The organism is Nocardia sp. NPDC049935, assembly GCF_055586645.1.
This window is the reverse complement of the sequence record NZ_JBVJHV010000008.1, coordinates 378,337-402,660: the sequence shown is the minus strand read 5'-3', so window position 1 is coordinate 402,660 and position 24,324 is coordinate 378,337. Positions and strand designations below refer to the sequence as shown.

Here is a 24,324-nt window from a genome sequence, read left to right as displayed (position 1 = left end):
GGTCCCATTCCGAACCCGGAAGCTAAGCCTGCCAGCGCCGATGGTACTGCACTCGACAGGGTGTGGGAGAGTAGGACACCGCCGGAACATACATTGCCTTCAGGGGCCCACGATTCGTGGGCCCCTGAAGTGCGTTCGGGGGCAGATCGCGGCGTACTCGTGGAAAACCGATTGCCGGTGGCAGCCGGCGGTGCGACCATCGCGGCAATGGACGCATCCCGGAACCTCTCGCTGCACCGTGACCCTCTTCCGTTGCGCGGAAGGGTCACGCTCGTGACGGGGGTCAGCCGGCGGGCCGGTATCGGATATGCGATCGCCTGCAGACTCGCCGCGTACGGTGCGAGCGTCTTCGTGCATCACTTCCGGCAGCACGACGAGCAACAGCCCTGGGGTGCCGACGACCTCACGGCGGTGCTGGCCGGGATTCGATCACATCTCGGGGAACGTTCGGCCCGAATCGCCGATATCGGAATGGATCTCGCGGATCCCTCCGCCCCGCAGGCGGTGGTGGACGCGGCGGTCGCCGTGTTCGGGCATCTCGACATTCTGATCTGCAATCACGCGCTGTCGGGTTCGGACGGTCCGCTGGGGAACCTGTCGGCGGCGGATCTCGACCGGCACTGGGCGGTCGACGCCCGCTCGTGTCTACTGCTCGCCCAGTCGTTCGCGAATCAGCATGATGGACGTGCCGGCGGGGCGGTGATCTTCATGACGTCGGGGCAGCATCTGGGGCCGCTTCCCGGTGAAGTGGCGTACGGCGCGGCGAAGGCGGCGCTGGAGGGCATCACGGTCACTCTGGCCGATCAACTCGCGGGGGCCGGCATCCGGCTGAACACGGTGAACCCCGGGCCGGTGGATACCGGGTACCTCACTCCCGAGACGCGGGAACGCGTCGCGGCGATGTTCCCCCTCGGCCGATTGGGGGAACCCGACGACCCGGCGCGGCTCATCGGCTGGCTTGTCACCGACGAAGCGCGCTGGATCACCGGCCAGGTCATCGATACCGAAGGCGGATTCGGCCGCCGGCGGCCGCGGGGCGGATAGGTCCGCCGGGGCGGTCACCGGCGTGAGAATCCGGCCGGACGGTATGCGGGGCCTGCGATCGGTATCGGCGACAGCGCCTAGACTCTGCCGGATGCGCCTTGTGATTGCTCGTTGCCAGGTCGACTACGTGGGGCGGCTGACCGCTCATCTGCCGATGGCCCGCCGGCTACTGATGATCAAAGCGGACGGGTCGGTGCTGGTGCATTCGGACGGGGGGTCCTACAAGCCACTGAACTGGATGAGCCCGCCGTGCTGGCTGGAGGAACGGGATCCGGACCCGGCGGCGGGACAGTTCAAGGCGCTGTGGGTGGTGAGCAACAAGGCCGGCGAAGAACTGCGGATCGGGATCGAGGAGATCGAGCACGATTCCAGTCACGAACTCGGCGTCGACCCCGGACTGGTGAAGGACGGCGTGGAGGCGCATCTGCAGGAGCTGCTGGCCGAGCACGTCGAAACGCTCGGCGCCGGCTTCAGCCTGATCCGCCGGGAGTACATGACGGCGATCGGGCCGGTCGACCTGTTGTGCCGGGACGCCGCCGGGAAGACGGTGGCGGTGGAGATCAAACGGCGCGGCGAGATCGACGGTGTGGAGCAGCTCACCCGCTACCTGGAACTGCTCAACCGCGACCCGCTGCTCACTCCGGTCGCCGGGGTGTTCGCGGCGCAGCAGATCAAACCGCAGGCGCGCACGCTCGCCGAGGACCGCGGAATCCGCTGTCTCACCCTGGACTACAACGCCCTACGTGGCACCGAGAGCAACGAATTCCGCCTCTTCTAGGCTGGAGGGCATGCCACGACGGAAACCGCGCGAGGGGCGCTCGGGAGCCCGGCCGCAGGCGCCGGGGACCGGGCTGGGCGATGTGTACCGCCGGACCGAGGCCGGGCCGGACGGTGACGACTACGTGGTGCGCACGGTGCCCGGCGCGCGGGCGGTGAAGAGGTACCGCTGCCCGGGCTGCGATCACGAGATCATGCCGGGGGTGGCGCATGTGGTGGCGTGGCCGGAGGGCAGTGGTGAGAGCGACCGCCGGCACTGGCATCGGGGATGCTGGAACGGGCGGGGGACCCGGGGGATCACGCGGCGCTGGTCGTAGCGGCCGGCCGGGATCCTGTTCCGGTCGTGGACATGAGGAAGGCCGCCCCGGTGGGGCGGCCTTCGGTGTGGATTGTGGTGTCGCCGTGTGCTTCCCGTCAGCACCCCTGGAGTCGGGGACTAGTTGCTGATGTGGGCGTTCTCGCGTTCATCCTCGACGATGTCGTCGGACTCGTCGTCGGCGCTCACCTCGGGGATCGCCTTCTGGCGCGGACCGGACACCGGCTTGTTGTTGTTCTGGCCGCTGCCGAGGGACTTGCGCGGCTGCTCGGGCACACCGTCGAGCAGTTCGCTCTCGCGGTTGACCGCGGCGAGCATGGCGGGCACGGAGTCGAGCTGACCCCGGATACCGAGCAGCTGGGCCAGGACCCGGCCGCGCAGCACACGCATCTCCTCGGCCAGTTCCTTCGCGTGCGCGATCTTGCGCTCGGAGGTCTGGGTGGCGGAGGTGATGAGACGGTTGGCCTCGTCGGTGGCGTCCTTGATCCGCTGTGCGGCCTCGGCGCGGCTGGTGGCCTCCAGCTCCTCCATGGCGCGGGTCAGCTTGGTACGCCGCTCGGCCATGGTGACCTCGAAGTCCTGCTGGGTGGCCTTGCGCTTGGCCTCGGACTCCTTGGCGAGGCGCTCGGCATCGGCCTGGGAGGCCTCGATGATCTTCGAGGACTCGGTACGCGCGTTGGCCAGCGTCTGCTCGTACTCGATCTCGAGAGCTTCGCGCTTCTCCTTGGTCTCGGCGAGCAGCGATTCGTACTTGCCGCGCATCTCCGTGGCCTGCTGCTCGGCGATGGAGACCATTTCCGCCGCCTCGGCCTGCGCGAGCGCGCGGACCTCGGAAGCCTCGTCGGAGGCCAATCGCAGCATCCGGGAGATGCGGTCGCTCATCCCTTCCGCGGTGGTCGGCGGAACGGACAGCCGGTCGACCTCCTTGCGGAGTTCGTCGATTTCATCGCGGGCATCTTCCAGCTGACTGGCGAGATTCCGGGCCTGAGCGGCGGCGGCATCGCGGTCGGTGGCGGTGACCCGCAACTCGGCATCGAAGCGGTCGAAATAGTTACGTACCTCGTCTTGCGCATAACCCTTGCGCACGACGGTGAAGGGCAGCGCAACGAAGCGATTGCGATCGGACTCGGGTGACGACATGGCCAACAAACTACAGCCTGAGACCCGGCCGTGGTGAGTCGACCGGGAATGTTATCGGAGCGACTCCTACGCGCTCGAAGTTGATACTAGTGCGTAACATTCGGATCCGGTTCCAGTAACTCCACCAGCACACCGCCAGCATCCTTCGGATGGACGAAATTGATGCGCGAATCGGCGGTCCCGCGGCGCGGGGCCTCGTAGAGCAGTCGCATCCCGCGATCGCGCAGGAATGCGGAAACGGCCTCGATATCGGTCACCCGGAAGGCCAGCTGCTGCAGGCCGGGCCCGCTCCGGTCGATGAACTTGGCGATCGTGGAGGTTTCGTCGAGCGGAGCCAGCAACTGCAGAGCAGTCGAATCGTCCTCGGCGGCGGGCGCGGACAGCATCGCTTCCTGAACGCCCTGCTCTTCGTTGACCTCACGGTGGGTTTCGACCAGGCCCAGGTTCTCGGCGTACCAGGCGACGGCCGCGTCCAGATCCGGTACGGCGATCCCGACGTGGTCGACCGCGACGATGTAGTCGGCGGGGATGAAATCTGATGACGGGGTAGCGGTGCTCACCCCTCGAAAGTAGCGCGTTCCGGACTGCCGCTGTCGCGTACCCGCCCGAATGACACAAACAGAGGGCGGCTGCCGTCAAATATTCCCCGGGTGATCTGCGCATCCCTGTGCTCCACACCGCCGCCATCGCGAGATACCGTGGGATGCGCAGGTGGGGCCCGCCCGGTTCTGGAGCGGCCAGAGGGAGGGAGCGCAGCGACCGACCGCCGGGAGTGAAGAACCGGGCTACCAGGGGCCCCGCCCTCGAGCGCCGGAGGCGCTCCGAAATTACAGGAGGTTCCTCGTGACCAAGTCCGTGATCGTGGCAGGGGCGCGTACCCCGGTCGGACGGCTGCTGGGCGGCCTGAAGGGGTTCAGCGGTTCGGATCTGGGTGGTTTCGCCATCGCGGCCGCGCTGGAGAAGGCCGGCGTCCGCGGCGACCAGGTCGACTACGTGATCATGGGTCAGGTGCTCACCGCCGGCGCCGGGCAGATTCCGGCCCGGCAGGCGGCGGTCGCTGGTGGTATCCCGATGGATGTTCCCGCGCTCACCCTGAACAAGGTGTGCCTGTCCGGGATCAACGCGATCGCCCAGGCCGATCAGCTGATCCGGGCGGGCGAGTACGAGATCGTGGTCGCGGGTGGGCAGGAATCGATGAGCCGGGCCCCGCATATGCTCGAGAAGAGCCGCGAGGGGTTCAAGTACGGCGATGTGACCCTGCGCGACCATATGGCCTACGACGGCCTGCACGATATCTTCACCGATCAGGCGATGGGCGCGCTCACCGAGCAGCGCAACGACCGTGATCCGATCACCCGCGCGGATCAGGACGCGTTCGCGGCCGCGTCGCATCAGCGGGCCGCGGCCGCCTGGAAGAACGGTGTCTTCGAGGACGAGGTCGTGCCGGTGGAGGTACCGCAGCGCAAGGGTGATCCCGTGGTGGTGGCGCAGGACGAGGGAATCCGCGCCGACACCACCGCGGAGTCGCTCGGGAAACTGCGGCCCTCCTTCCGTAAGGACGGCACCATTACGGCCGGTTCCGCCTCGCAGATCTCCGACGGCGCCGCGGCGGTGGTGGTGATGAGCAAGGCCAAGGCCGAGGAGCTGGGGTTGAGCTGGATCGCCGAGATCGGTGCGGCCGGCGTGGTGGCCGGACCGGATTCGACGCTGCAGGATCAGCCGGCCAACGCCATTGCCAAGGCCTGCGCCAAAGAGGGGATCGCACCGGCCGATCTGGATCTGGTGGAGATCAACGAGGCGTTCGCGGCCGTCGGCATCGCCTCCACCCGGGCGCTGGGGATCGCTCCGGAGAAGGTGAACGTCAACGGCGGCGCCATCGCCATCGGGCATCCGCTCGGGATGTCGGGTGCGCGGATCGTGCTGCATCTGGCGCTGGAACTGAAGCGGCGGGGCGGCGGTATCGGCGCGGCGGCGTTGTGTGGCGGCGGCGGTCAGGGTGACGCGCTGATCGTCAAGGTCTAGTGCGGCGCGGGGCCCGGCTCGGTCCGGGCCCCGGCTGTCCGTTAAGTCCCTTTCCGCCCATGTGACCGGTTCGACTACGACACTGTGTAGTGCCTAGGGCACAATGGGGCCCATGAACTTCCTTGGTCTGCGCACCACTGCCGGTCGGTTCCGTTTCTTCGCGGTGCTCGAGGCGATCTCCTGGCTGGGCCTGCTGGTGGGAATGGCGTTCAAATACATCCCGGACCCGGGTAACGAGATCGGAGTGAAGATCTTCGGCCCGGTGCACGGCGGCGTTTTCGTGCTCTTCGTGCTGACTGCGCTGCTGGCGGCGCGCGAGCTGGAGTGGAACTGGAAGACCACGGTTCTGGCCCTGCTGTCCAGCATCCCGCCGTTCTTCACGGTGATCTTCGAGGTGTGGGCGGTGCGTACCGGCAAACTCGGCGAACTGAGCGCGCCCGCGAGCGCGGAGTCCCCGCAGACTCTCGCGCCGTCCTCGTGACAGACTGGATGCTGTGACTCGACCAGCATCTCGCCGTCCTTCACCGGCCGTAGCCGCCGCCATGTCCGGGGCGGTTGATCTGTCCGCCCTGAAACAGCCGCCCGCGGGCGCTCCGGCCGCCGGTGGCGGCGGCGGTGACTACGCGGTCACCGAGGCGGATTTCGAGACCAAGGTCCTGCGGCGATCCATGCAGGTGCCGGTGGTGGTGGCGCTGTATTCGCAGCGCAGCCCCGGCAGTATCGAATTGGTGCAGCTGCTCGAACGCCTGGTCGGCGAAGCGGGCGGTACCTGGGATCTGGCCGCGGTCGAAGCCGAGAGCAATATGCGGATCGCCCAGGCCTTCGGCGTCCAGGGGATTCCGACGGTGATCGCGGTGGCGGGTGGGCAGCCGCTCGCCGATTTCCAGGGTGGGCAGCCGGAAGCCCAGGTCAAGCAGTGGCTGGCCGCGGTCGTGCAGGCCGTCGAGGGCAAGCTCGAAGGCGACCCGGACGCGGCCGAGGAACCCGAACCACCCGCCGATCCGCGGTTCGCGACGGCCGAAGCCCTGCTCGAACAGGGTGATTTCGCCGGTGCGGAATCGGCCTACGAGTCGATCCTGGCCCAGGAACCCGCCAACGCGGAGGCCAAAGCCGCGCTGCGGCAGGTGAAATTCCTGGGTCGCGCCCAGGACCTGCCGGAGTCGGCGATCGCGACCGCGGACGCCGAACCCGGCAATGTCGCCGCCGCTCTGGACGCCGCCGATGTGGAACTGTTCCATCAACGGCCCGAGGCGGCCTTCGACCGGCTCATCGCGATGGTGGCGCGTACCGCGGGCGACGACCGTACCGCGGTCCGCACCCGGTTGCTCGAACTGTTCGAATTGTTCGACCAGGCCGAACCGTTCGTGGTCGCGGCGCGGCGGAAGCTGGCCACCGCGCTGTACTGACGGCACGTGCGCGGGCCCGGCCGTGGTCAAGGACGGGGGATCAGCCAGAGCACGCTCAGCGGGCCGAGGGTGATCTCGGCCGATGCCGGGCGGCCGTGGTAACCGATCCGCTCGGCGTACACGACACCGGCGTTGCCCGCGCCCGTACCGCCGTATTCCACCGCGTCGGTGTTCAGGATCTCGATCCATTCGCCCGCGGCCGGCAGGCCGATGCGGTAGCCGGTGTGGACCTTCCCGGAGAAGTTGCAGACGCAGGCCAGAGTGCTGCCGTCGGCCGCGTGACGCAGGAACGCCAGGACATTGTTCTGCCGGTCGTCGCCGGCGATCCAGGAGTGGCCGCCGGGGGTGGTGTCCTGGCTCCACAGCGGCGGCTGCGCGCGGTAGGTCCGGTTGAGGTCGGCGACCAGCACCCGGACACCGCGGTGCAGGGGGTTGTCCAGCTCGTGCCAGTCCAGATCGTGGTCGTGCCACCACTCCCGGAAATGACCGAACTCCTGGCCCATGAACAGCAGTTTCTTACCCGGGTGGGCCCACATGTAGGCCAGTAGCGCGCGGACGCCGCAGGCCTTGTCGAATTCGTCGCCGGGCATCCGGGTCCACAGGGTGCCCTTGCCGTGCACCACTTCGTCGTGGCTGAGCGGGAGGACGAACTTCTCGTCCCAGGCGTACATGAGCGAGAAGGTGATCTCGTCGTGGTGGTGGCCGCGATGCACGGGGTCGTGGCGCAGATAGGTGAGGGTGTCGTGCATCCAGCCCATATTCCATTTCATGGTGAAGCCCAGACCGCCCACCTCGGTGGCCCGGGTGACCCCGGGCCGGGTGGTGGAATCCTCGGCGACGGTCAGGACTCCCGGATAGGCGCTGTGCACGGTGTCGTTCAGTTCGCTGAGGAAGGCGACCGCTTCCAGGTTCTCGCGGCCGCCGTGGATATTCGGTTCCCAGCCGCCGTCCGCGCGCCCGTAGTCGAGATGGAGCATGGCGGCCACCGCGTCCACCCGCAGGCCGTCGATATGGAATTCCTCGATCCAGTACCGCGCGTTGGCGACCAGGAAATTGCGCACTTCGGGGCGGCCGTAGTCGAAAACGTAGGTACCCCACTGGGGCTGCTCGCCGCGCCGCGGATCGGGATGCTCGTAGAGCGGCGTGCCGTCGAAACGGGCCAGCGCCCAGGCGTCGCGCGGGAAATGGCCGGGTACCCAGTCGAGGATGATCCCGATACCGCCGGCGTGCATGCGGTCGACGAAATCGCGGAAATCGTCGGGGCTGCCGAACCGGGCGGTCGGCGCGTAGTACGAGGTGACCTGGTACCCCCAGGAACCGCCGAACGGATGCTCGGTGACCGGCATGAGCTCGATATGGGTGAAGCCGAGTTCGCGGGCGTAGTCGCCGAGTTGCTCGGCCAGTTCGGTGTAGGTCAGGCCGGGCCGCCAGGACGCGAGGTGGACCTCGAAAACGCTCAGCGGCGCGCGGGCCGGGTCGGTGCGGGCCCGGGCGTCTAGCCAGGCCTGATCGGTCCACCGGTGTTTCGACTCGGTGAGCACCGAACTGGTGGCCGGGGGGAGGGCCGCGGCGAAGGCGAGCGGGTCGGCATGGTCGACGGCGCGGCCGTCGGCGCCGTGCACGCGGTACCGGTAGCGGTCGCCGGGGGTGGCGCCGGGAACGAAGACCTCCCAGACACCGGAGCGGCCCAGGGTGCGCATCGGCCAGGTGCCGCCCTGCCAGTCGTCGAAATCGCCGAGCACGGTGACACCGCGCGCGTGCGGAGCCCAGACGGCGAACGACGCCCCGGTCACCTCGCCGTCGAGGCCCGGATAGCGCCGTGGGTGGGCGCCCAGCACATCCCACAGCCGCCGGTGCGTGCCCTCGTTGATCAGGTGCAGGTCGAGATCGCCGAGGGTCGGCAGGTAGCGGTAGCCGTCGGCGGTGACGGTGACCGGCCGGCCCGCGACGGTGGTGGCGATCCGGTAATCCAGCACCTCCGGGTAGGGCAGGGTCGCGGCGAAGACCCCGTGGCCCAGTGGTTCCAGCGGGTGTTCGGCGTCGCCGACCAGAACCGAGACCGATTCGGCCGTCGGCCGCAGCACCCGCACCACGGTGCCGTCGGCGTGCGGGTGCACACCCAGCACGGTGTGCGGGTCGGGATGGCTGCCGGCGGCGAGCAGCAGCAGATCGCGCCGGTTCACCGGCCGCTCACCGGAACGTCCGCCGGTAGGCCAGGCCGGCCCGCGCCCCGTGCGGAACGGGCGGCAGCGCGAGGACGTGGGCGACGGCGCGGGCGGGATCGAGACGGATGTAGTTGGTCTGCGCCCAGTGGTACTCCTCGCCGCTCATCTCGTCGCGCACCACCGGGTGGTCGTGCCATTCGCGGCCGAGGGCGGGCAGATCCAGCGACAGCATGCCCTGTTCGGCGGCGAACGGATCGAGATTCACGACCACCAGCACCGCGTCGCCGGTCACCGGGTCGATCTTCGAATACGCCAGCAGGTTGTCGTTGTCGATGTAGTGGAAATGCAGGCATCGCAGCTGCTGCAGAGCGGGATGCCGGCGCCGGATCTCGTTCAGCCGGGTGAGCAGCGGTTCCAGCGATTCGCCGTGCGCGCGTGCCTCGGCGAAGGGCCGCGGCCGCAACTCGTACTTCTCCGAATCCAGATACTCTTCGCTGCCCGGTCGTACCGCCCGGTGCTCGTAGAGTTCGTAGCCCGAGTACACGCCCCAGCTGGGGCCGAGGGTGGCGGCCAGCACCGCCCGGATCGCGAACATTCCCGGACCGCCGTGCTGCAGGCTTTCGTGCAGGATATCCGGGGTGTTGACGAACAGGTTGGGACGCGCCTCGTCGGCCTTGGCGGCCAGTTCCAGCCCGAACTCGGTGAGTTCGTGCTTATGGGTGCGCCAGGTGAAATAGGTGTAGGACTGGCTGAACCCGCGGCGGGCCAGACCGTAGAGCCGGGCCGGATAGGTGAACGCCTCGGACAGCAGGACCACGTCGGGATCGGTGGCGCGCACGGCGGCGATCAGCCACTCCCAGAAATCGGCGGGTTTGGTGTGCGGATTGTCGACTCGGAAGATCCGCACCCCGAGCGCGATCCAGTGCCGCACCACCCGCAGTACTTCGGCGTACAGGCCGTCGGGATCGTTGTCGAAATCCAGCGGGTAGATGTCCTGGTATTTCTTGGGTGGATTCTCGGCGAAGGCGATACTGCCGTCGGGCAGGGTGGTGAACCACTCCGGATGCGCCGCGACCCACGGGTGGTCGGGGGCGCACTGCAGCGCCAGGTCGAGCGCCACCTCCATACCCAGATCGGCGGCGGCGCGCACGAACGCGGCGAAATCCGCCTCGGTGCCCAGCTGCGGGTGAATCGCGTCGTGCCCGCCCTCGGCCGACCCGATCGCCCACGGCGACCCGGTATCGCCGGGACCGGCGGTGAGCGCGTTGTTACGACCCTTGCGGTTGACGACCCCGATGGGATGGATCGGCGGCAGATAGACCACGTCGAAGCCCATGGCCGAGATCCGCGGCAGATCGGCCGCCGCGGTCGCGAAGGTGCCGTGCACCGGGTTGCCGTCGGCGTCGCGGCCGCCGGTCGAGCGCGGGAAGAACTCGTACCAGGAGCCGGTCCGCGCCCGCGGCCGCTCGACCAGCACCGAGAACTGCGGCCCGCGGGTCACCAGATCCCGTAGCGGATCGCGGCGCAGAATCTCGGCGACCTCGTCGGTGAACGCGGGCGCCACTCGCGCCGGCAGCGGATCATCCCCGCGCAGCGCGGCCGCCACGGCCCGCAACCGCTCGAACGACTTCTTCCCGACCGCCTGTGCCGCCCGCTCGAACAGCCGCGCCCCGGACTCCAGATCGTTGGCCAGATCCGCCGCGCCCTGCCCGACCGCGAGCTTGGCCTCCACCGCCGACCGCCAGGTCGCGAGGGAATCGGCCCAGCCCTCGACGCGGTAATGCCACAGACCAGGGGCGTCCGGAGTGAAGATCCCGTTGAAGACATCGGGCTCGAAATCGGGAGCCATCGAGATCCGCCGGGACCGCGACGAGCCGGGCGCCCGCACCGCCAAGGTGGCGCCGACGGCGCCGTGCCCGTCCCGCCATACGACGGCACGGACGGGGAACACCTCCCCGACCACCGCTTTGGCCGGATAACCTCCGGGGATGAGCGGGGCGGTGTCATCGATGGCGATGCGGCCGGTCATCACAGCAACAATATTGGCGCGGCAATGCCACGCGTGGTGCAGGGTATGTCGCCGGCGATCCCGCCCCTATCCGAATGGTCGCCTCCGCCTGGGTGGGGCCCGCCCGGTTCTGGAGCGACCAGAGGAAGGGAGCGCAGCGACCGCCCGCCGGGAGTGAAGAACCGGGATGCCAGGGCCCCACCCTCGAGCGGCGGAGCCGCTCCAACACCACAGCCCCACCCTCGAGGCGCGGAGCGCCTCCAACACCACAGCCCCGCTCCGGCATCACACCACTACTAAGCTCGTGCGGATGAAGGCACTGCGTCGGTTCACGGTTCGCGCCTATTTGCCGGAGCGGTTGGCGGCGCTGGGGGAGCTGGCGGCCAATTTGCGCTGGTCGTGGCATGGGCCCACGCAGGACGTGTTCGCGGCGCTGGACCCCGCGCGGTGGCGGGAAGTCGGGGCGGATCCGGTACGGATGCTCGGTGAGGTGCCCGCGGAGCGGCTGACGGAGCTGGCCGGCGATGCCGGGTTCTGTGCGCGGGTGGACGCCGCGGCGACCGATCTGCGGGAGTATCTCGAGCGGCCCGGGGCCGATCTCGGGGTGCGGGGTATCGCGTATTTCTCGATGGAGTTCGGGGTCAGTGAGGTGCTGCCGAACTATTCCGGGGGCCTGGGAATCCTGGCGGGCGACCATCTGAAGGCCGCGTCGGATCTGGGGTTGCCGTTGATCGGGGTGGGGCTGCTGTATCGGGCCGGGTACTTCCGGCAGTCGCTCACGCTCGACGGGTGGCAGGCCGAACGGTATCCGGTACTGGATCCCTACGGCTTGCCGTTGCGGCCGCTGACCTCCGGTTCGTCGCCGGTGCTGGTGCATGTGGCGATGCCGGACCGGCGGGTGCTGGCGGCGCGGGTGTGGGTCGCGCAGGTGGGGCGGGTACCGCTGCTGCTGCTGGATTCCGATATCGCGGCCAACGATCCCGATCTGCGGACGGTCACCGACCGGCTCTACGGCGGCGACCAGGAGCACCGGATCGCGCAGGAGATCCTGGCCGGTATCGGCGGGGTGCGCGCGGTGCGGGCCTATACCGCGGCGGCGGGGCTGCCGGATCCGGATGTCTTCCATATGAACGAGGGGCACGCGGGGTTCTCGGGGCTCGAGCGGATCCGGGAGTACCTGGCGGCGGGCCACGATGCCGAGACGGCGCTGGCCGCGGTGCGGGCGGCGACGGTGTTCACCACCCATACCCCGGTGCCGGCCGGGATCGACCGGTTCCCGGTTTCGCTGGTGCATCGCTATTTCGGGGGATCGTCGGGAGAGCGGGATTCGCCACTGCTGCCGGGAATCGAGGTGGACCGGATCGTCGCGCTGGGGCGGGAGGCCGATCCGTCGGTGTTCAATATGGCGCATATGGCGTTGCGGCTGGCGCAGCGCGCGAACGGGGTGTCGCGGCTGCACGGCACGGTGAGCCGGGAGATGTTCGCGCCGCTGTGGCCGGGGTTCGATCCGCCGGAGGTGCCGATCGGCTCGGTCACCAACGGGGTCCATGTGGACACCTGGGCGGCCCGGGACTGGAGTGCGCTGCGCACCCCGGACGCGGACGCGGCGGGGGAATGGATACGGGATCCGGATCCGCGTGCGGTGTGGGCGATTCGGCGCCGGTTGCGGGGGCTGCTGGTCGAGGATGTGCGCCGCCGGGTGCGGGAATCGTGGATCCAGCGCGGTGCCGCCGCGGCCGAGCTGGAGTGGACCGATTCCGTATTCGATCCCGACGTGCTGACCGTGGGTTTCGCCCGCCGGGTGCCGACCTACAAACGGCTGACCCTCATGCTGCGCGATCCGGACCGGTTGCGGGCCCTGCTGCTGGATCCCCACCGGCCGGTGCAGCTGGTGGTGGCGGGGAAGAGCCATCCGGCCGACGAAGGCGGGAAGGCGCTCATCCGGGAGCTGGTGCGGTTCGCCGACGACCCGGCGGTACGGCATCGCATCGTGTTCCTGCCCGACTACGACATCGCGATGGCCCGGTACCTGTACTGGGGCTGCGATGTCTGGTTGAACAATCCGCTGCGACCGCTCGAGGCGTGCGGCACCTCGGGGATGAAATCGGCGTTGAACGGCGGGCTGAACCTGTCGATCCGCGACGGGTGGTGGGACGAGATGTTCGACGGCGCGAACGGCTGGGCGATCCCCTCGGCAGACGGGGTGACCGACGAGGAGCGCCGCGACGATCTGGAGGCCACCGCGCTCTACGACCTGATGGAACGGGTGGTCGCGCCCCGGTTCTACGACCGGGACGCCGAGGGGATGCCGGCGCGCTGGCTGGAGCTGGTGACCCACACCCTGAGCGATCTGGGACCGAAGGTGCGGGCGGATCGGATGGTGCGCGAGTACGCCGAGCGGTACTACGCTCCGGCGGCCGCCGCCTCCCACCGCGCCACCGCGGCGGGTCTGGCGGGCGCGGCGGAGATCGGGCGGTATCGCCGGCGGGTGTCGGAGGTCTGGCCGCGGGTGCGGGTGGTGGGTGTGGACGCCGAGGGCCTGCCCGACGATCCGCAGCCGGGCGCACCGCTGTCGCTGACCGCCCGGGTGGAGCTGGGCGGGCTGGAACCGCACGAGGTGCTGGTGGAGGCCGTGGTGGGCCGGGTGACACCCGAGGACGATCTCACCGAGACCCATACCACCACGATGTCGTGGACGGGTCGCGGTGATCCCGGACCGGCCCTGTTCGAGGCGCGGATCCCGCTGCCGCTGTCCGGATCCGTGGGCTATCAGGTGCGGGTGCTGCCGGTGCACGAACTACTGGCCTCGAGCGCGGAACTCGGTCTGGTCACCACCGCCTGAGCAGGGCGGCGGCGGGACGCACCCGTAATGGGCCGCACGCGGCGCCGACTTCGGTTCGTAACGACTTTCCGCTACCGTTCCACTGGCGCTGCCGGGCCCGAAGCGCCCTCGGTCTGCGTGTGGCCTGCGCCCGGACACAGGTCACGCCCGCACCGACTGGAGGTTCCATGGACACGAGTCCGCAGACCCGCACCCAGGGACGACTCGATTCGTTCTTCTCCATCGGAATGCACGGTTCCACCGTCAAACGCGAGTTGATGGCGGGAACGGTGACGTTCCTGGCGATGTGCTACGTGCTCGCGGTGAATCCGGCCATCCTCGGCGACCAGGGTGACCTGGGCGATCAGGGCATCCCCACCCAGGCGGTGTTCACCGCGACGGCGGTGGCGGCGGTGGTGGGCACACTGGTGATGGGTTTGTGGGCGCGGTATCCGATCGCGCTGGCCCCCGGGATGGGACTCAACGCCTTCTTCGCGTACTCGGTGGTGCTGGGGATGGGGATTCCGTGGGAGGTCGCCCTGTCGGGGACCTTCCTGTCCGGCGTCATCTTCTTCGTGCTCGCGATCACCAAGATCCGCGAGAAGATCCTCAACGCGATTCCGTTCCAGCTGAAACTGGCCGTGGCGGCCGGGGTCGGGCTTTTCGTGGCCTTCCTCGGGCTGAAGAACGCGGGGATCGTCACGGCCAGTGACACCACACTGGTGACGCTGGGCGATTTCACCGAGGGCGCCACCGTGCTCGCGCTCTTCGGCCTGGTGATGACCGTGATCTTCCTGGTGCGCGGCTGGCACGGCGCGGTGCTGTACGGGATCGTGCTGACCGCGGTGATCGGGATGATCGCCGGGCTGGTGGATGTACCCGACGGGGTGGCGGCGCTGCCGCAGGGCCTGGATCAGACCTTCGGGCAGGCGATCGCGCATCTGCCCGACGCGTTCACCGCACAGATGGCGGTCGTGGTGCTGACCATGCTGTTCGTCGATTTCTTCGACGCCTCGGGCACGTTGATCGGCGTCGCCAATCAGGCGGGTCTGCTGAACGACAAGGGTGAGTTGCCGCGGGCGTCGAGCGCGTTCTCCGCCGATGCGGTGGGCACCATGGCGGGCGCGGTGATCGGCACGTCCACCACCACCGCGTATGTGGAGTCGACGGCCGGCGTGTCGGCGGGCGGCCGGACCGGGTTGACGGCGGTGGTGACGGCGGCCTGGTTCGCGGTGGCCATGTTCTGCTATCCGCTATTCGCGGTGGTGGCGGGTTCCGGGGCGGTGACCGCGGCGGCGTTGATCGTGGTGGGGGTGCTCATGGCGCGGTCGCTGGGGGATATCGAATGGCAGCGGCTGGAATTCGCGGTGCCGGCGTTCATCACCATCGTCATGATGCCGCTGACCTATTCCATCGCGAACGGCCTGGCCATGGGGATGATCTTCTATCCGGTGGTGATGGTGGCGCGGGGCCGTTTCCGCGAGGTGCATCCGGTGATGTGGGTGCTGACGGTGATCTTCCTCGGATATTTCTTCTTCCTCGCGGAATAGCGTGCGCGACAGCCGGGTTGGTTCGACCGACGGCCTAATCGGACTGCGGTCCGATTCGTTGCCGTGGCTAACAACTGCAGAGGAACGAGGGGTTTCCATGACGACCGGCACCACACTGACCCGTAACGACGCAACTGCCACCACCGCGGACGCGGCCGGCAAGGCGCTGTCCGCCGATATCGGCCTGCTGATCCTGCGCCTGGTCTTCGGTCTGCTCTTCGCCGCCCACGGCGCGCAGAAACTGTTCGGCTGGTTCGGCGGGCCCGGGCTCGCCGCCAACAACGCCGGTTTCGAGGAGATGGGCTACAACCCGGGTGCGCTGTTCGGCACCCTGGCCGGACTCAGCGAACTGGCCGGTGGCCTGCTGCTGGCACTGGGCGCGCTGTCTCCGCTGGGTGCGGCCGTCGTGCTGGGCACCGCCATCGTCATCGTCGACACCACGTTCGGCGGCGGCCTGCTCACCGGCCAGGGCTACGAGATGGGCCTGCTGTTCGGCGCGGTCGCGGCGGTGCTGGGATTCACCGGGCCGGGCCGGTTCTCGGTGGATCACTATCTGCCCTGGTCGGTCCGCGGGCTGGCCTGGGGTGTGATCGCGGTGGCCGCGGCCGTACTGGCCTCCGTGCTGACCCTGGTGCTCGGGGCGGTGCTCTGAGTAACCGGTAGTGCCAGCCGGCGCCGGGCGGTTGCGATCGCTCGGCGCCGGTATCGGCGGAGAGGTGGAAGGTCCGGTCAGACCGTCGCGGCAGCGGCCAGCCTGGTCAGTGCACGGGCCACCACGTCGGGATCGGCGGTTTCCCAGTACGGGGGCAGCGACGCGCGCAGGTAGCCGCCGTAGCGGGCGGTGGCCAGCCGGGGATCCAGGACCGCGACCACCCCGCGATCGTCCACGCTGCGCAGCAGGCGCCCGGTGCCCTGCGCCAGCAGGAGTGCGGCATGACTGGCCGCGACGGTGAGAAAGCCGTTGCCGCCCCGGGATTCGACCGCACGCTGCCGGGCCGCCAGCAGCGGATCGTCGGGGCGCGGGAACGGGATGCGGTCCAGGATCACCAGACTCAGGGACGGGCCGGGCACGTCCACGCCCTGCCACAGCGACAGGGTGCCGAACAGCGAGGTTTCCGGATCGTCGGCGAATTTCCGCACCAGGGCGCCGGTGGAATCCTCACCCTGGCACAGGATCGGGGTGTCCAGCCGACCGCGCAACGCCTCGGTCGCGGCCTTGGCCGCGCGCATCGAGGAGAACAACCCGAGGGTGCGCCCGCCCGCCGCGGACACCAGGCGTTCTATCTCGTCGAGATAGGCCGGGGGAAGCCCGTCGCGGCCGGGGGAGGGCAGATGTTTGGCCACATAGAGGATTCCGGATTTCGCGTGATCGAACGGGGAACCGACGTCCACCGCGCTCCAGCGCACGGTGTCGTTGTCCGACGGCGTCTCCGCGCTGTTCGCCATCGCCGGGTCCACGGCGCCGTTCGACTGCGGAGGCAGACCCCAGGTGCGGGCCAGACCGTCGAACGAACCGCCGATCTGCAGGGTCGCGGAGGTCAGCACCACCGTCGCCTCGCCGAACAGGCGGCTGCGCAGCAACCCTCCGACGGCGAGCGGGGCCATTCGCAGGGTGCGCCGGGTGACGCCGCGGACCTCGTCGGCCGACAGCCACACCACATCGCGGCGGGCGGCCGGGTCGGGTTCGTCGAACGCGGTGAGGGCGCGGACCGCGGTGTCGTGGATCTCCTCCACGGCCGCGACGGCCATATTCCGCCCGGCCGCGGCTTCGGGGTCCTCGCCCCGGCCGCCGCCCTGCGGATTCAGCGCGGTGCGGGCGTTCCAGGCGGCATCGCGGATCAGGGCCAGGACCTGTTCCATACCCTGGGGTAGGGCCTCCCAGCGGCTCGGGCCGAGATCGTCGAGGGCGTCGTGCCAGGCCTCGGCGGCGGCATCGAGGCGGTCGATCTCCTGCTCGTCGATGAGTTTGCCGCAGCGCCGGGCGGCGGCGGTGATCGCGGTGGCCGACAGTTCGGCGGTGGCCACACCGGTGACCCGGTCCACGAGTTCGTGCGCCTCGTCGACCACCACCACATCGTGCTCGGGCAGGATCTGGATACCGCTGATCGCGTCGATGGCCAGCAGCGCGTGATTGGTGACCACGACATCGGACTGCGCGGATTCGGCGCGCGCGAGTTCGGCGTAGCAGTCCTGGCCGAAGGGGCAGCGGGATTTCCCGAGGCATTCCCGCGCCGAGACGCTGACCTGCCGCCAGGCCTGATCGCTCACCCCGGGGGCGAGTTCGTCGCGATCGCCGGTCTCGGTATCGGAGGCCCATTCGTTGAGCCGTTTGACCTCGCGGCCCAACCGGGAGACCGCGAAGGCGTCGAACAGTTCCGCCTCGGCCGGTTCGTCGGGAACGGCACTGTTGATCTTGTTGAGGCAGAGATAGTTGTTGCGCCCCTTGAGGATCGCGAACTCCGGGGTGCGCCCGAGCGGCTCGGCCAGCGCCTGGGCGAGGCGGGGCAGATCGCGGTCGACCAGCTGGCGCTGCAGGGCGATGGTGGCGGTGGAGATCACCACGGTGCGCCCGGTCCGGACCGCGTACCGCAGGCTGGGGATCAGATACGCGAGGGATTTACCGGTGCCGGTGCCGGCCTGGACCGCCACATGCTCCTTGGTCTCGATCGCGTTGTCGACCGCGGCCGCCATGGTGATCTGGCCGGGGCGCTCCTTGCCGCCGAGCGCGGTGACGGCGGTCGCCAGCAGGGCTGATACGGGCGGGAGTTCGGGCACTCGGGCAGCCTACTGCGCAGCACCGACACCTGCGCGGCCGGTCGAGAACCCGGCGGGGCGCGGTGAATCGCCCGGCGCGCGACGGTTCCCTACTTCCCAGTGATCTTACTCGGAAGTAAGGTCTGACCATGGCGTGGAAACCTGATCAGATAGCCGACCAGACCGGGCGCACCTTCATCGTCACCGGAGCCAACGGCGGCCTCGGTGCCGAGACCACCAAGGTGCTCGCGGCGAAGGGCGCCACCGTGGTGCTGGCCTGCCGCAATACCGAGAAGGCGCAGCAGGTCGCCGACGCGATCGGCGGCGACCTGCGGGTGCGCCGGCTGGATCTGGCCGATCTGTCCTCGGTCCGGGAATTCGCGGAGGCCACGGGCGAATTCGATGTCCTGGTCAACAACGCGGGACTGATGAACGTGCCGTTCTCGCGCACCACCGACGGTTTCGAAACCCAGTTCGGAGTGAACCATCTCGGCCACTACGCGCTGACCGGGTTGCTGCTGGACCGGATGCGCGACCGGGTGGTGACGCTGGCCAGCATCGCCCACAAGCAGACGCCCAAACTATGGATCGACGACCTGAACTACGAGAACCGGCGCTACCAGCGCAACCTCGCCTACGCGCAGGCCAAACTCTCGAATCTGATGTTCGCGCGGGAACTGCAGCGCCGCCTGTCGGAGGCCGGTTCGGCCAAACGCTCCTACGGAGTGCACCCCGGTGTCTCGGCGACCGAACTGTTCACCCGCACCGAAACCCCGCTGGACTGGGTCAGCAAACCGGTGATCAAGCTGGTCGGGCACGCCCCGGCCAAGGCCGCCCATTCGACCCTGTTCGCGGCCACGACCCGCGACGCGGACCCGGAAACGTACTGGGGCCCGACCCGGCTGTTCCAGTCCCAGGGGCCGGTGGAGGCCTCCCCGTCCACCCGGCTGTCCAAGAACACCGACCTGTGGCGGCGGCTGTGGTCGGAATCGGAGCGGCTGACCGGGGTCGTCTACAAGTTCTGACCGGCGGCGATACCGGCTGCCGCGATATCCACCTCACACTACGGCCCGTGTAGTAGACGGGTACCGTGGTAGCCGTGTCCGCAACACCCCGCCGCACCGTGCACCGACCGGCCCTGGTTCTCCTCGTGGTCGTGGTCGCGGTGGCCGCACTGGCGCTGGGCTGGTGGCAGTGGGAGCGATTCTCCTCGGCCAGCGGGACGGCACAGAATCTCGGATACGCGATGCAGTGGCCGCTGTTCGCCGGCTTCGCGCTCTTCGCGTATTTCCGGTTCGTGCGGCTGGAGCAGGAGTCGGAGAAACCGGCGGGCGAGGAGACCGTGAGCGCCGCGGATCGTCCGGCGGGCGGGGCCGGCACCGCGGACGCGGAGGCGCCCGGCGCCCGGCCCCGGCGCGCCGGGCTGTTCGGCGGCCGCGCGGCACGGGAGGCGGACGGCCCACGCGAGATTCCGGCCGGGTTCCTGCCCGAACGTCCCCGCGCGGCGCGTGCGGACGATCCGGCGCTCACCGAATACAACACCTATCTCGCCCGGCTGCACGCCGAAGACGGCGGCGCGGGCAGCACGGCGGGCACGGCCCGCGATACCGAGAGGAGCGCGGGTTGACCGCCAGCGAGAAAGCCACCACCGCACCCGAGGCGCCCGCCGGCGACCGGCGGATCGCCGGGGCGCTGCTGCGCTACCGCGTCCTCGCCTGGATCACCGGTCTGTGGCTGCTGTTCCTCACCGCCGAGATGATCGCCAAATACGGGTTCGGCGTGGATACCCCGAGCTGGATCGCGGTCGTGCACGGCTGGGCGTACTTCATCTACCTGATCCTCACCGCCGACCTGGCGGTCAAGGTCCGGTGGCCGATCCAGCGCACCATCGGCACCCTGCTGGCCGGCACCGTTCCGCTGCTGTCGTTCTTCGTGGAGCACCGCAACACCAAGCAGGTCAAACAGGATTTCGGCGTCTGACCCCGCGCGCGGAACTCAGCGCGCCAGCGCCGTGAGCGCGGGTAGCAACTGGGCCAGCGCCCGGCCGCGATGCGATGCCGCGTCCTTCTCCGCCGGGGTCAGTTCGGCCGCACTGCGCTCACCGCCGTCCGGATGGAACAGCGGGTCGTAGCCGAAGCCGCCGTCGCCCCGGGGCCCCCGCGCCACGGTGCCCGGCCATTCGCCGCGCACCACGATCTCGGCGCCGCCCGGGATGACCAGCGCGCACGCGGAGACGAAACGCGCGCCGCGGCGTTCGTCGGGGGTATCGGAGAGCTGGGCCAGCAACAGCGCGTTGTTGGCCGCGTCGTCGCCGTGACGTCCGGCCCAGCGGGCCGACAGCACACCCGGCATCCCGTTCAACGCGTCGACGGCGATACCGGAATCGTCGGCGATACACGCCAGCCGGGTCGCCCGGGCGCCGTCACGTGCTTTCGCCAGCGCGTTCTCCTCGAAGGTCGCGCCGGTCTCCGGCTCCTCCGGATACTCCGGCACATCGTCGAGGCCGACGATCTCGAGCCCCTCCACACCGGCATCGGCGACGATCCGGCGCAGTTCGTTCAGTTTCTTGGTATTGCGGCTGGCGAGCAGAACCCGGCGGCTCATCACTTCTTCTTCGTCGGTTCGGGAGTCTCGGGCAGCACGCCCGGGTAGGGGAGAGCGAGCGCTTCCTTCTGCACCGCGAACAACCGCTCACAACCCGCCAGCGCGGAATCGAGCAGCTTGTCCAGGGTCGAACGCGGGAAGGTCGCGCCTTCGCCGGTGCCCTGGATCTCCACCAGGGTGCCGGTATCGGTGGCGACCACGTTCATATCGACCTCGGCGCGCGAATCCTCCTCGTAGGGCAGATCCAGCCGGACCCGGCCGTCCACCACCCCGACACTGACCGCGGCGATCGCGCAGGAGATGGGCTGCGGATCGGCCAGACCGCCCGCGGCCCCGAGATAGGTGACGGCATCGGCCAGCGCCACGTAGGCGCCGGTGATCGCGGCGGTGCGGGTACCGCCGTCGGCCTGGAGCACATCGCAGTCGACGGCGATGGTGTTCTCGCCGATGGCGGCCAGGTCGATGCAGGCGCGCAGCGACCGGCCGACCAGCCGGCTGATCTCCTGGGTGCGGCCGCCGACCTTGCCCTTGACCGATTCCCGCCCGCTGCGGGTGTGGGTCGCCGCCGGGAGCATGGCGTATTCGGCGGTGAGCCAGCCCAGCCCGGAGTCCCGCCGCCACGGCGGGACGCCCTCGGTGACGCTGGCCGTGCACATCACCCGCGTCTGGCCGAACTCGACCAGCACCGAACCGGCCGGGTGCGTGGTGAAGCCTCGGGTGATCCGTACCTCGCGGAGTTCGTCGTCCGCCCTGCCATCGGCTCGTCTCGACACGGGCTCAGCGTAGTGGGGGACCCGCGCCCGGAGATGCCCGGGCTACAGGTCGAAGCTCTCCCCGGGAGCCACCGCGTGGACGGGGCCGGTGAATTCGGCCTTGGCCTCGGCGATGACGTCCTCCCGTGAGGTCCACGGCGGAATATGCGTGAGCAGCAGTTCCTTGACCCCGGCCGCCGCGGCGATCCGGCCGGCCTCGGTGCCCGAGAGATGAATACCCTCCGGACGATTGGCGGGGTCGTGGGTCCAGGAGGCCTCGGCCATCAGAACGTCGGCGCCTTCGGCCAGCTCCCCGACCGCCCCGCATACCGCGGTGTCACCGGTGTAGACGAAGACACGGCCGGTATCGGTGACGATCCGCAGGCCGTAGGACTCCGGCGGGTGGAACATCCGCCGGGCGGTGATCGTGTGGCCGGGGCCGAACTCCACCGTCTCGGCGTCGGACCAGGGCCGGAAGTCGATCACATCGGACCAGTCGTCGCATTGGCCGCCGACCTCCGCCGAGGCGTTGCCGATCCGCAGCGGCGCGTCGGAGGGGCCGCGGACGATCGCCTTACCGACCGGCGGGGTCGGGTGGTAGCGCCGCCACACCAGCAGCCCGGGCAGATCCAGGCAGTGGTCGGCGTGCAGGTGGGTGAGAAAGATGTCGACCTCGCCGGGGTCGGCGAAGCGTTGCAGCGCGCCGAGGATCCCCGGCCCGAAATCGATGACAACCGGCGCCATATCCGGACCGGTCAGCAGATATCCCGACGCCGGTGAATCCGGGCCGGACACACTGCCCGAGCACCCGAGGACGGTGAGCCGCATACCTTCATGCTGCCACGATGTTTCCCGCTTCAAGACCGCATCCCCCGAAAATATCGGCCGTGCCGGCGGTCACCGGGGAGACAGGGGCGCCCCGGTGCGCGACTGACGGCGGTGTCGACGTTCATCACTGGAGAGTACCCACCCGGCCAGCAGTCCACCCATTGCGCCGAAAAGGTGGCCCTGCCAGGAGATTCCGTTCTGACCGGGGAGAACGCCCCACAGCAGGGATCCGTACAGGGCCAGCACAACCAGCCCGAGGACGATCTGGCCGGCCTGCCGCAGGAACCAGCCGCGGCAGATGAGGTAGGTGAGCCAGCCGAAGATCAGCGACGACGCGCCCACATGCGTGGTGTTCTCGCCGCCGGTGAGCCAGGTACCGACCCCGGCGACGATCCAGATGATCGCGGTGGCCGCGAGCCCGCGCCGGATACCGGTGGCGAGGGTGAGGAAACCGAGGATCAACACGGGCAGCGTGTTGCCGACGAGATGGCCCCAGCCGTCGTGCAGCAGCGGGGCGAAGAGGATGCCGTCGAGCCCGTCGGCGTCGCGCGGCTGGATTCCCGCGGTGCGATCGATGCTGTAGTCGATGAGGGCGTCCACCATCTCGATCGCGTACAGCACCACGACGAACATCAGCGTCAGGACCCCGGCCCGGGACCATGTGCGCCGGATCCCCGAGAACCGGTCCGGCCGGGGTGTGCCGGGTGGCGGCCCACCGGGCTGCGGCCGTAGTGCGGCGATGCGATCGGGATCGAACGAAGCGCCCAGGGGTGCGCCGGCCATAACATCCTCCGTAATTTGGAGACGCTCCGCGTCTCGAGGGTGGGGCCCTGTTAACCCGGTTCTTCACTCCCGGCGGTCGGTCGCTGCGCTCCCTCCCTCTGGTCGCTCCAGAACCGGGCGGGCCCCACCCATGGAGGCGGACCACCGGAGACGGGAAGCCGGGTCAGTGGCCCGGACCTTACAAACAGGGTATCCCGGTCGGTGTGTGGTCGGCCGGAGATGCTTGCCGACCAGCGGTGATGCCGAGCATGCGAGGTTTCTTGTCAAGGGTTCGGCCCGCGTCTGCTGTCGGCCCTCGAAGCGCATGTGGCGCAGCCACGAGTCTCGAGGGCCGACAGCAGACGCTCAGGAGGGCCGAACCTCGAGCAGCGGAGCTGCTCCGACATTTCAAGCCCAGAGTTGGCCGTCGAGGCGTTCCTCGGCTTCTTCGAGGGTGCCGTCGTAGGCGCCGGTGGAGAGGTACTTCCAGCCGCCGTCGGCCACGACGAAGGCGATATCGGCCCGTTCCCCCGCCGCGACGGCCTTGCGGGCCACCCCGAGGGCGGCGTGCAGGATCGCGCCGGTGGAGATACCGGCGAAGATGCCCTCTTCGAGCACCAGTTCGCGGGTGCGCCGGACGGCGTCGTAGGGGCCGACCGAGAAGCGGCTGGTTAGCACCGTCTCGTCGTACAGCTCCGGGATGAACCCTTCGTCGATGTTGCGCAGCCCGTAGACCAGCTCGCCGTAGCGGGGTTCGGCCGCCACGATCTGGATGCCCGGGACCTTCTCCCGCAGGAAGCGCCCGGTACCCATCAGCGTCCCGGTGGTGCCCAGCCCGGCGACGAAATGGGTGATCTCGGGCAGGTCGGCCAGGATTTCCGGACCGGTGGTCTCGTAGTGGGCCAGCGCGTTGGCCGGGTTGCCGTACTGGTACAGCATCACCCAGTCGGGGTTGGCCGCGGCGATCTCCTTGGCCCGGGCGACCGCCTGGTTCGAGCCCCCGGCCGCCGGCGAATCGATGATCTCGGCGCCGAACATGGTGAGCAGCTGACGCCGCTCCACCGAGGTGTTCTCCGGCATGACGCACACCAGCCGGTAGCCCTTGAGCTTGGCCGCCATGGCCAGCGAGATCCCGGTATTGCCGCTGGTGGGTTCCAGGATGGTGCAACCGGGGGTGAGCCGGCCCTCGGCCTCGGCCTGTTCGATCATCCGCAGCGCCGGCCGGTCCTTGATGGACCCGGTGGGGTTGCGGTCCTCGAGTTTGGCCCACAGCCGTACCGGCCGCTCACCCTCCCACTGCGGGGACAGGGTGCGCAGGCCGACCAGCGGTGTATCGCCGAGGGTCGCGATCAGCGATTCGTAGCGTGCCACGGGT

Annotated in this window: 22 protein-coding genes and 1 rRNA gene; 13 read left to right on the top strand and 10 right to left on the bottom strand. The window is 69.4% G+C overall.

From position 1 onward, the window contains the following. The 4 genes from rrf to ACZ6SF_RS28515 form a co-directional block, all read left to right on the top strand. Nucleotides 1–87: ribosomal RNA gene (gene rrf, locus ACZ6SF_RS28530) — 5S ribosomal RNA — on the top strand; the annotation flags it as partial. A 120-nt stretch (nt 88–207) separates the two neighbouring features. Then, nucleotides 208–1,044, top strand: a complete 837-nt coding sequence (locus ACZ6SF_RS28525) for an SDR family oxidoreductase (protein WP_466066152.1) — start codon at nt 208–210, stop codon at nt 1,042–1,044. A 91-nt stretch (nt 1,045–1,135) separates the two neighbouring features. Beyond that, nucleotides 1,136–1,822 carry an endonuclease NucS gene (nucS, locus tag ACZ6SF_RS28520; protein ID WP_466066151.1) on the top strand — a complete coding sequence of 229 codons (687 nt, stop codon included), beginning with the start codon at nt 1,136–1,138 and terminating at the stop codon, nt 1,820–1,822. A gap of 10 nt (nt 1,823–1,832) precedes the next feature. Then, the gene (locus tag ACZ6SF_RS28515) at nt 1,833–2,138 is read left to right on the top strand and encodes an ATP/GTP-binding protein (protein ID WP_466066150.1); all 306 of its coding nucleotides are present in this window, start codon (nt 1,833–1,835) and stop codon (nt 2,136–2,138) included. 119 nt (nt 2,139–2,257) lie between these two features. Here ACZ6SF_RS28515 and ACZ6SF_RS28510 read toward each other — a convergent pair whose 3' ends face one another. After that, nucleotides 2,258–3,277, bottom strand: a complete 1,020-nt coding sequence (locus ACZ6SF_RS28510) for a hypothetical protein (RefSeq protein WP_466066148.1) — start codon at nt 3,275–3,277, stop codon at nt 2,258–2,260. Nucleotides 3,278–3,363: 86 nt separating this feature from the next. Then, nucleotides 3,364–3,837 (bottom strand): methylmalonyl-CoA epimerase, encoded by a 474-nt coding sequence (mce, locus tag ACZ6SF_RS28505; RefSeq protein WP_450003676.1) that lies wholly within the window; start codon nt 3,835–3,837, stop codon nt 3,364–3,366. Between the two features lie 283 nt (nt 3,838–4,120). On the opposite strand from mce, the gene ACZ6SF_RS28500 reads away from it, so the two are divergent. From ACZ6SF_RS28500 to ACZ6SF_RS28490, 3 genes are all read left to right on the top strand, one after another. Continuing rightward, nucleotides 4,121–5,299 (top strand): acetyl-CoA C-acetyltransferase, encoded by a 1,179-nt coding sequence (locus ACZ6SF_RS28500; protein ID WP_466066147.1) that lies wholly within the window; start codon nt 4,121–4,123, stop codon nt 5,297–5,299. A 112-nt stretch (nt 5,300–5,411) separates the two neighbouring features. Continuing rightward, nucleotides 5,412–5,780, top strand: a complete 369-nt coding sequence (locus ACZ6SF_RS28495) for a DUF3817 domain-containing protein (RefSeq protein ID WP_466066146.1) — start codon at nt 5,412–5,414, stop codon at nt 5,778–5,780. Nucleotides 5,781–5,841: 61 nt separating this feature from the next. Continuing rightward, nucleotides 5,842–6,705, top strand: a complete 864-nt coding sequence (locus ACZ6SF_RS28490; protein WP_466066145.1) for a tetratricopeptide repeat protein — start codon at nt 5,842–5,844, stop codon at nt 6,703–6,705. A gap of 26 nt (nt 6,706–6,731) precedes the next feature. Here ACZ6SF_RS28490 and glgB read toward each other — a convergent pair whose 3' ends face one another. After that, nucleotides 6,732–8,888, bottom strand: coding sequence for a 1,4-alpha-glucan branching protein GlgB (gene glgB / locus ACZ6SF_RS28485; protein ID WP_466066143.1), 2,157 nt, complete (start codon nt 8,886–8,888; stop codon nt 6,732–6,734). A 7-nt stretch (nt 8,889–8,895) separates the two neighbouring features. After that, the gene (locus tag ACZ6SF_RS28480) at nt 8,896–10,899 is read right to left on the bottom strand and encodes an alpha-1,4-glucan--maltose-1-phosphate maltosyltransferase (RefSeq protein WP_466066141.1); all 2,004 of its coding nucleotides are present in this window, start codon (nt 10,897–10,899) and stop codon (nt 8,896–8,898) included. 289 nt (nt 10,900–11,188) lie between these two features. On the opposite strand from ACZ6SF_RS28480, the gene glgP reads away from it, so the two are divergent. The 3 genes from glgP (at nt 11,189) to ACZ6SF_RS28465 (ending at nt 15,901) form a co-directional block, all read left to right on the top strand. Then, the gene (gene glgP / locus ACZ6SF_RS28475) at nt 11,189–13,720 is read left to right on the top strand and encodes an alpha-glucan family phosphorylase (RefSeq protein ID WP_466066139.1); all 2,532 of its coding nucleotides are present in this window, start codon (nt 11,189–11,191) and stop codon (nt 13,718–13,720) included. Between the two features lie 167 nt (nt 13,721–13,887). Further along, complete coding sequence (locus ACZ6SF_RS28470; protein WP_466066137.1) at nt 13,888–15,249, top strand: NCS2 family permease; 1,362 nt, start codon at nt 13,888–13,890, stop codon at nt 15,247–15,249. 97 nt (nt 15,250–15,346) lie between these two features. Next, nucleotides 15,347–15,901, top strand: coding sequence for a DoxX family protein (locus tag ACZ6SF_RS28465; protein WP_466066135.1), 555 nt, complete (start codon nt 15,347–15,349; stop codon nt 15,899–15,901). A gap of 77 nt (nt 15,902–15,978) precedes the next feature. On the opposite strand, the gene ACZ6SF_RS28460 is transcribed toward ACZ6SF_RS28465, so the two are convergent. After that, entirely contained in the window at nt 15,979–18,024 is a 2,046-nt protein-coding gene (locus ACZ6SF_RS28460) for an ATP-dependent DNA helicase (RefSeq protein ID WP_466066134.1), read from the bottom strand. Between the two features lie 128 nt (nt 18,025–18,152). On the opposite strand from ACZ6SF_RS28460, the gene ACZ6SF_RS28455 reads away from it, so the two are divergent. The 3 genes from ACZ6SF_RS28455 (at nt 18,153) to ACZ6SF_RS28445 (ending at nt 19,983) form a co-directional block, all read left to right on the top strand. Next, entirely contained in the window at nt 18,153–19,028 is an 876-nt protein-coding gene (locus ACZ6SF_RS28455) for an oxidoreductase (protein ID WP_466066132.1), read from the top strand. Between the two features lie 74 nt (nt 19,029–19,102). Further along, on the top strand, nt 19,103–19,630 hold the full coding sequence (locus tag ACZ6SF_RS28450) for a transcriptional regulator (protein WP_466066131.1): 528 nt from the start codon (nt 19,103–19,105) through the stop codon (nt 19,628–19,630). Continuing rightward, nucleotides 19,627–19,983, top strand: coding sequence for a DUF3817 domain-containing protein (locus ACZ6SF_RS28445; RefSeq protein WP_466066129.1), 357 nt, complete (start codon nt 19,627–19,629; stop codon nt 19,981–19,983). Before ACZ6SF_RS28450 ends, ACZ6SF_RS28445 begins: the two co-directional genes overlap by 4 nt. 15 nt (nt 19,984–19,998) lie before the next feature. Here ACZ6SF_RS28445 and rdgB read toward each other — a convergent pair whose 3' ends face one another. The 5 genes from rdgB to ACZ6SF_RS28420 all read right to left on the bottom strand — a co-directional run bounded on the left by rdgB (nt 19,999) and on the right by ACZ6SF_RS28420 (nt 24,320). After that, nucleotides 19,999–20,607 carry an RdgB/HAM1 family non-canonical purine NTP pyrophosphatase gene (gene rdgB, locus ACZ6SF_RS28440; protein ID WP_466066128.1) on the bottom strand — a complete coding sequence of 203 codons (609 nt, stop codon included), beginning with the start codon at nt 20,605–20,607 and terminating at the stop codon, nt 19,999–20,001. Then, entirely contained in the window at nt 20,607–21,380 is a 774-nt protein-coding gene (rph, locus tag ACZ6SF_RS28435; protein ID WP_466066126.1) for a ribonuclease PH, read from the bottom strand. The genes rdgB and rph overlap by 1 nt, the downstream gene beginning before the upstream one ends. A gap of 42 nt (nt 21,381–21,422) precedes the next feature. Continuing rightward, complete coding sequence (locus tag ACZ6SF_RS28430) at nt 21,423–22,187, bottom strand: cyclic nucleotide-degrading phosphodiesterase (protein ID WP_466066124.1); 765 nt, start codon at nt 22,185–22,187, stop codon at nt 21,423–21,425. Between the two features lie 69 nt (nt 22,188–22,256). After that, nucleotides 22,257–22,970, bottom strand: a complete 714-nt coding sequence (locus ACZ6SF_RS28425) for a rhomboid family intramembrane serine protease (RefSeq protein WP_466066123.1) — start codon at nt 22,968–22,970, stop codon at nt 22,257–22,259. A 387-nt stretch (nt 22,971–23,357) separates the two neighbouring features. Further along, entirely contained in the window at nt 23,358–24,320 is a 963-nt protein-coding gene (locus ACZ6SF_RS28420; RefSeq protein WP_466066121.1) for a PLP-dependent cysteine synthase family protein, read from the bottom strand. Nucleotides 24,321–24,324: the final 4 nt, after the last annotated feature.

Excerpts from the sequence above, each read along its gene's own strand:
- ACZ6SF_RS28525 (WP_466066152.1), top strand. The coding sequence starts at position 208 with ATGGACGCATCCCGGAACCTCTCGCTGCACCGTGACCCTCTTCCGTTG.
- nucS (WP_466066151.1), top strand. The coding sequence starts at position 1,136 with ATGCGCCTTGTGATTGCTCGTTGCCAGGTCGACTACGTGGGGCGGCTG.
- ACZ6SF_RS28515 (WP_466066150.1), top strand. The coding sequence starts at position 1,833 with ATGCCACGACGGAAACCGCGCGAGGGGCGCTCGGGAGCCCGGCCGCAG.
- ACZ6SF_RS28510 (WP_466066148.1), bottom strand. The coding sequence starts at position 3,277 with ATGTCGTCACCCGAGTCCGATCGCAATCGCTTCGTTGCGCTGCCCTTC.
- ACZ6SF_RS28495 (WP_466066146.1), top strand. The coding sequence starts at position 5,412 with ATGAACTTCCTTGGTCTGCGCACCACTGCCGGTCGGTTCCGTTTCTTC.
- ACZ6SF_RS28490 (WP_466066145.1), top strand. The coding sequence starts at position 5,842 with ATGTCCGGGGCGGTTGATCTGTCCGCCCTGAAACAGCCGCCCGCGGGC.
- ACZ6SF_RS28480 (WP_466066141.1), bottom strand. The coding sequence starts at position 10,899 with ATGACCGGCCGCATCGCCATCGATGACACCGCCCCGCTCATCCCCGGA.
- glgP (WP_466066139.1), top strand. The coding sequence starts at position 11,189 with ATGAAGGCACTGCGTCGGTTCACGGTTCGCGCCTATTTGCCGGAGCGG.
- ACZ6SF_RS28470 (WP_466066137.1), top strand. The coding sequence starts at position 13,888 with ATGGACACGAGTCCGCAGACCCGCACCCAGGGACGACTCGATTCGTTC.
- ACZ6SF_RS28465 (WP_466066135.1), top strand. The coding sequence starts at position 15,347 with ATGACGACCGGCACCACACTGACCCGTAACGACGCAACTGCCACCACC.
- ACZ6SF_RS28455 (WP_466066132.1), top strand. The coding sequence starts at position 18,153 with ATGGCGTGGAAACCTGATCAGATAGCCGACCAGACCGGGCGCACCTTC.
- rdgB (WP_466066128.1), bottom strand. The coding sequence starts at position 20,607 with ATGAGCCGCCGGGTTCTGCTCGCCAGCCGCAATACCAAGAAACTGAAC.
- ACZ6SF_RS28430 (WP_466066124.1), bottom strand. The coding sequence starts at position 22,187 with ATGCGGCTCACCGTCCTCGGGTGCTCGGGCAGTGTGTCCGGCCCGGAT.
- ACZ6SF_RS28425 (WP_466066123.1), bottom strand. The coding sequence starts at position 22,970 with ATGGCCGGCGCACCCCTGGGCGCTTCGTTCGATCCCGATCGCATCGCC.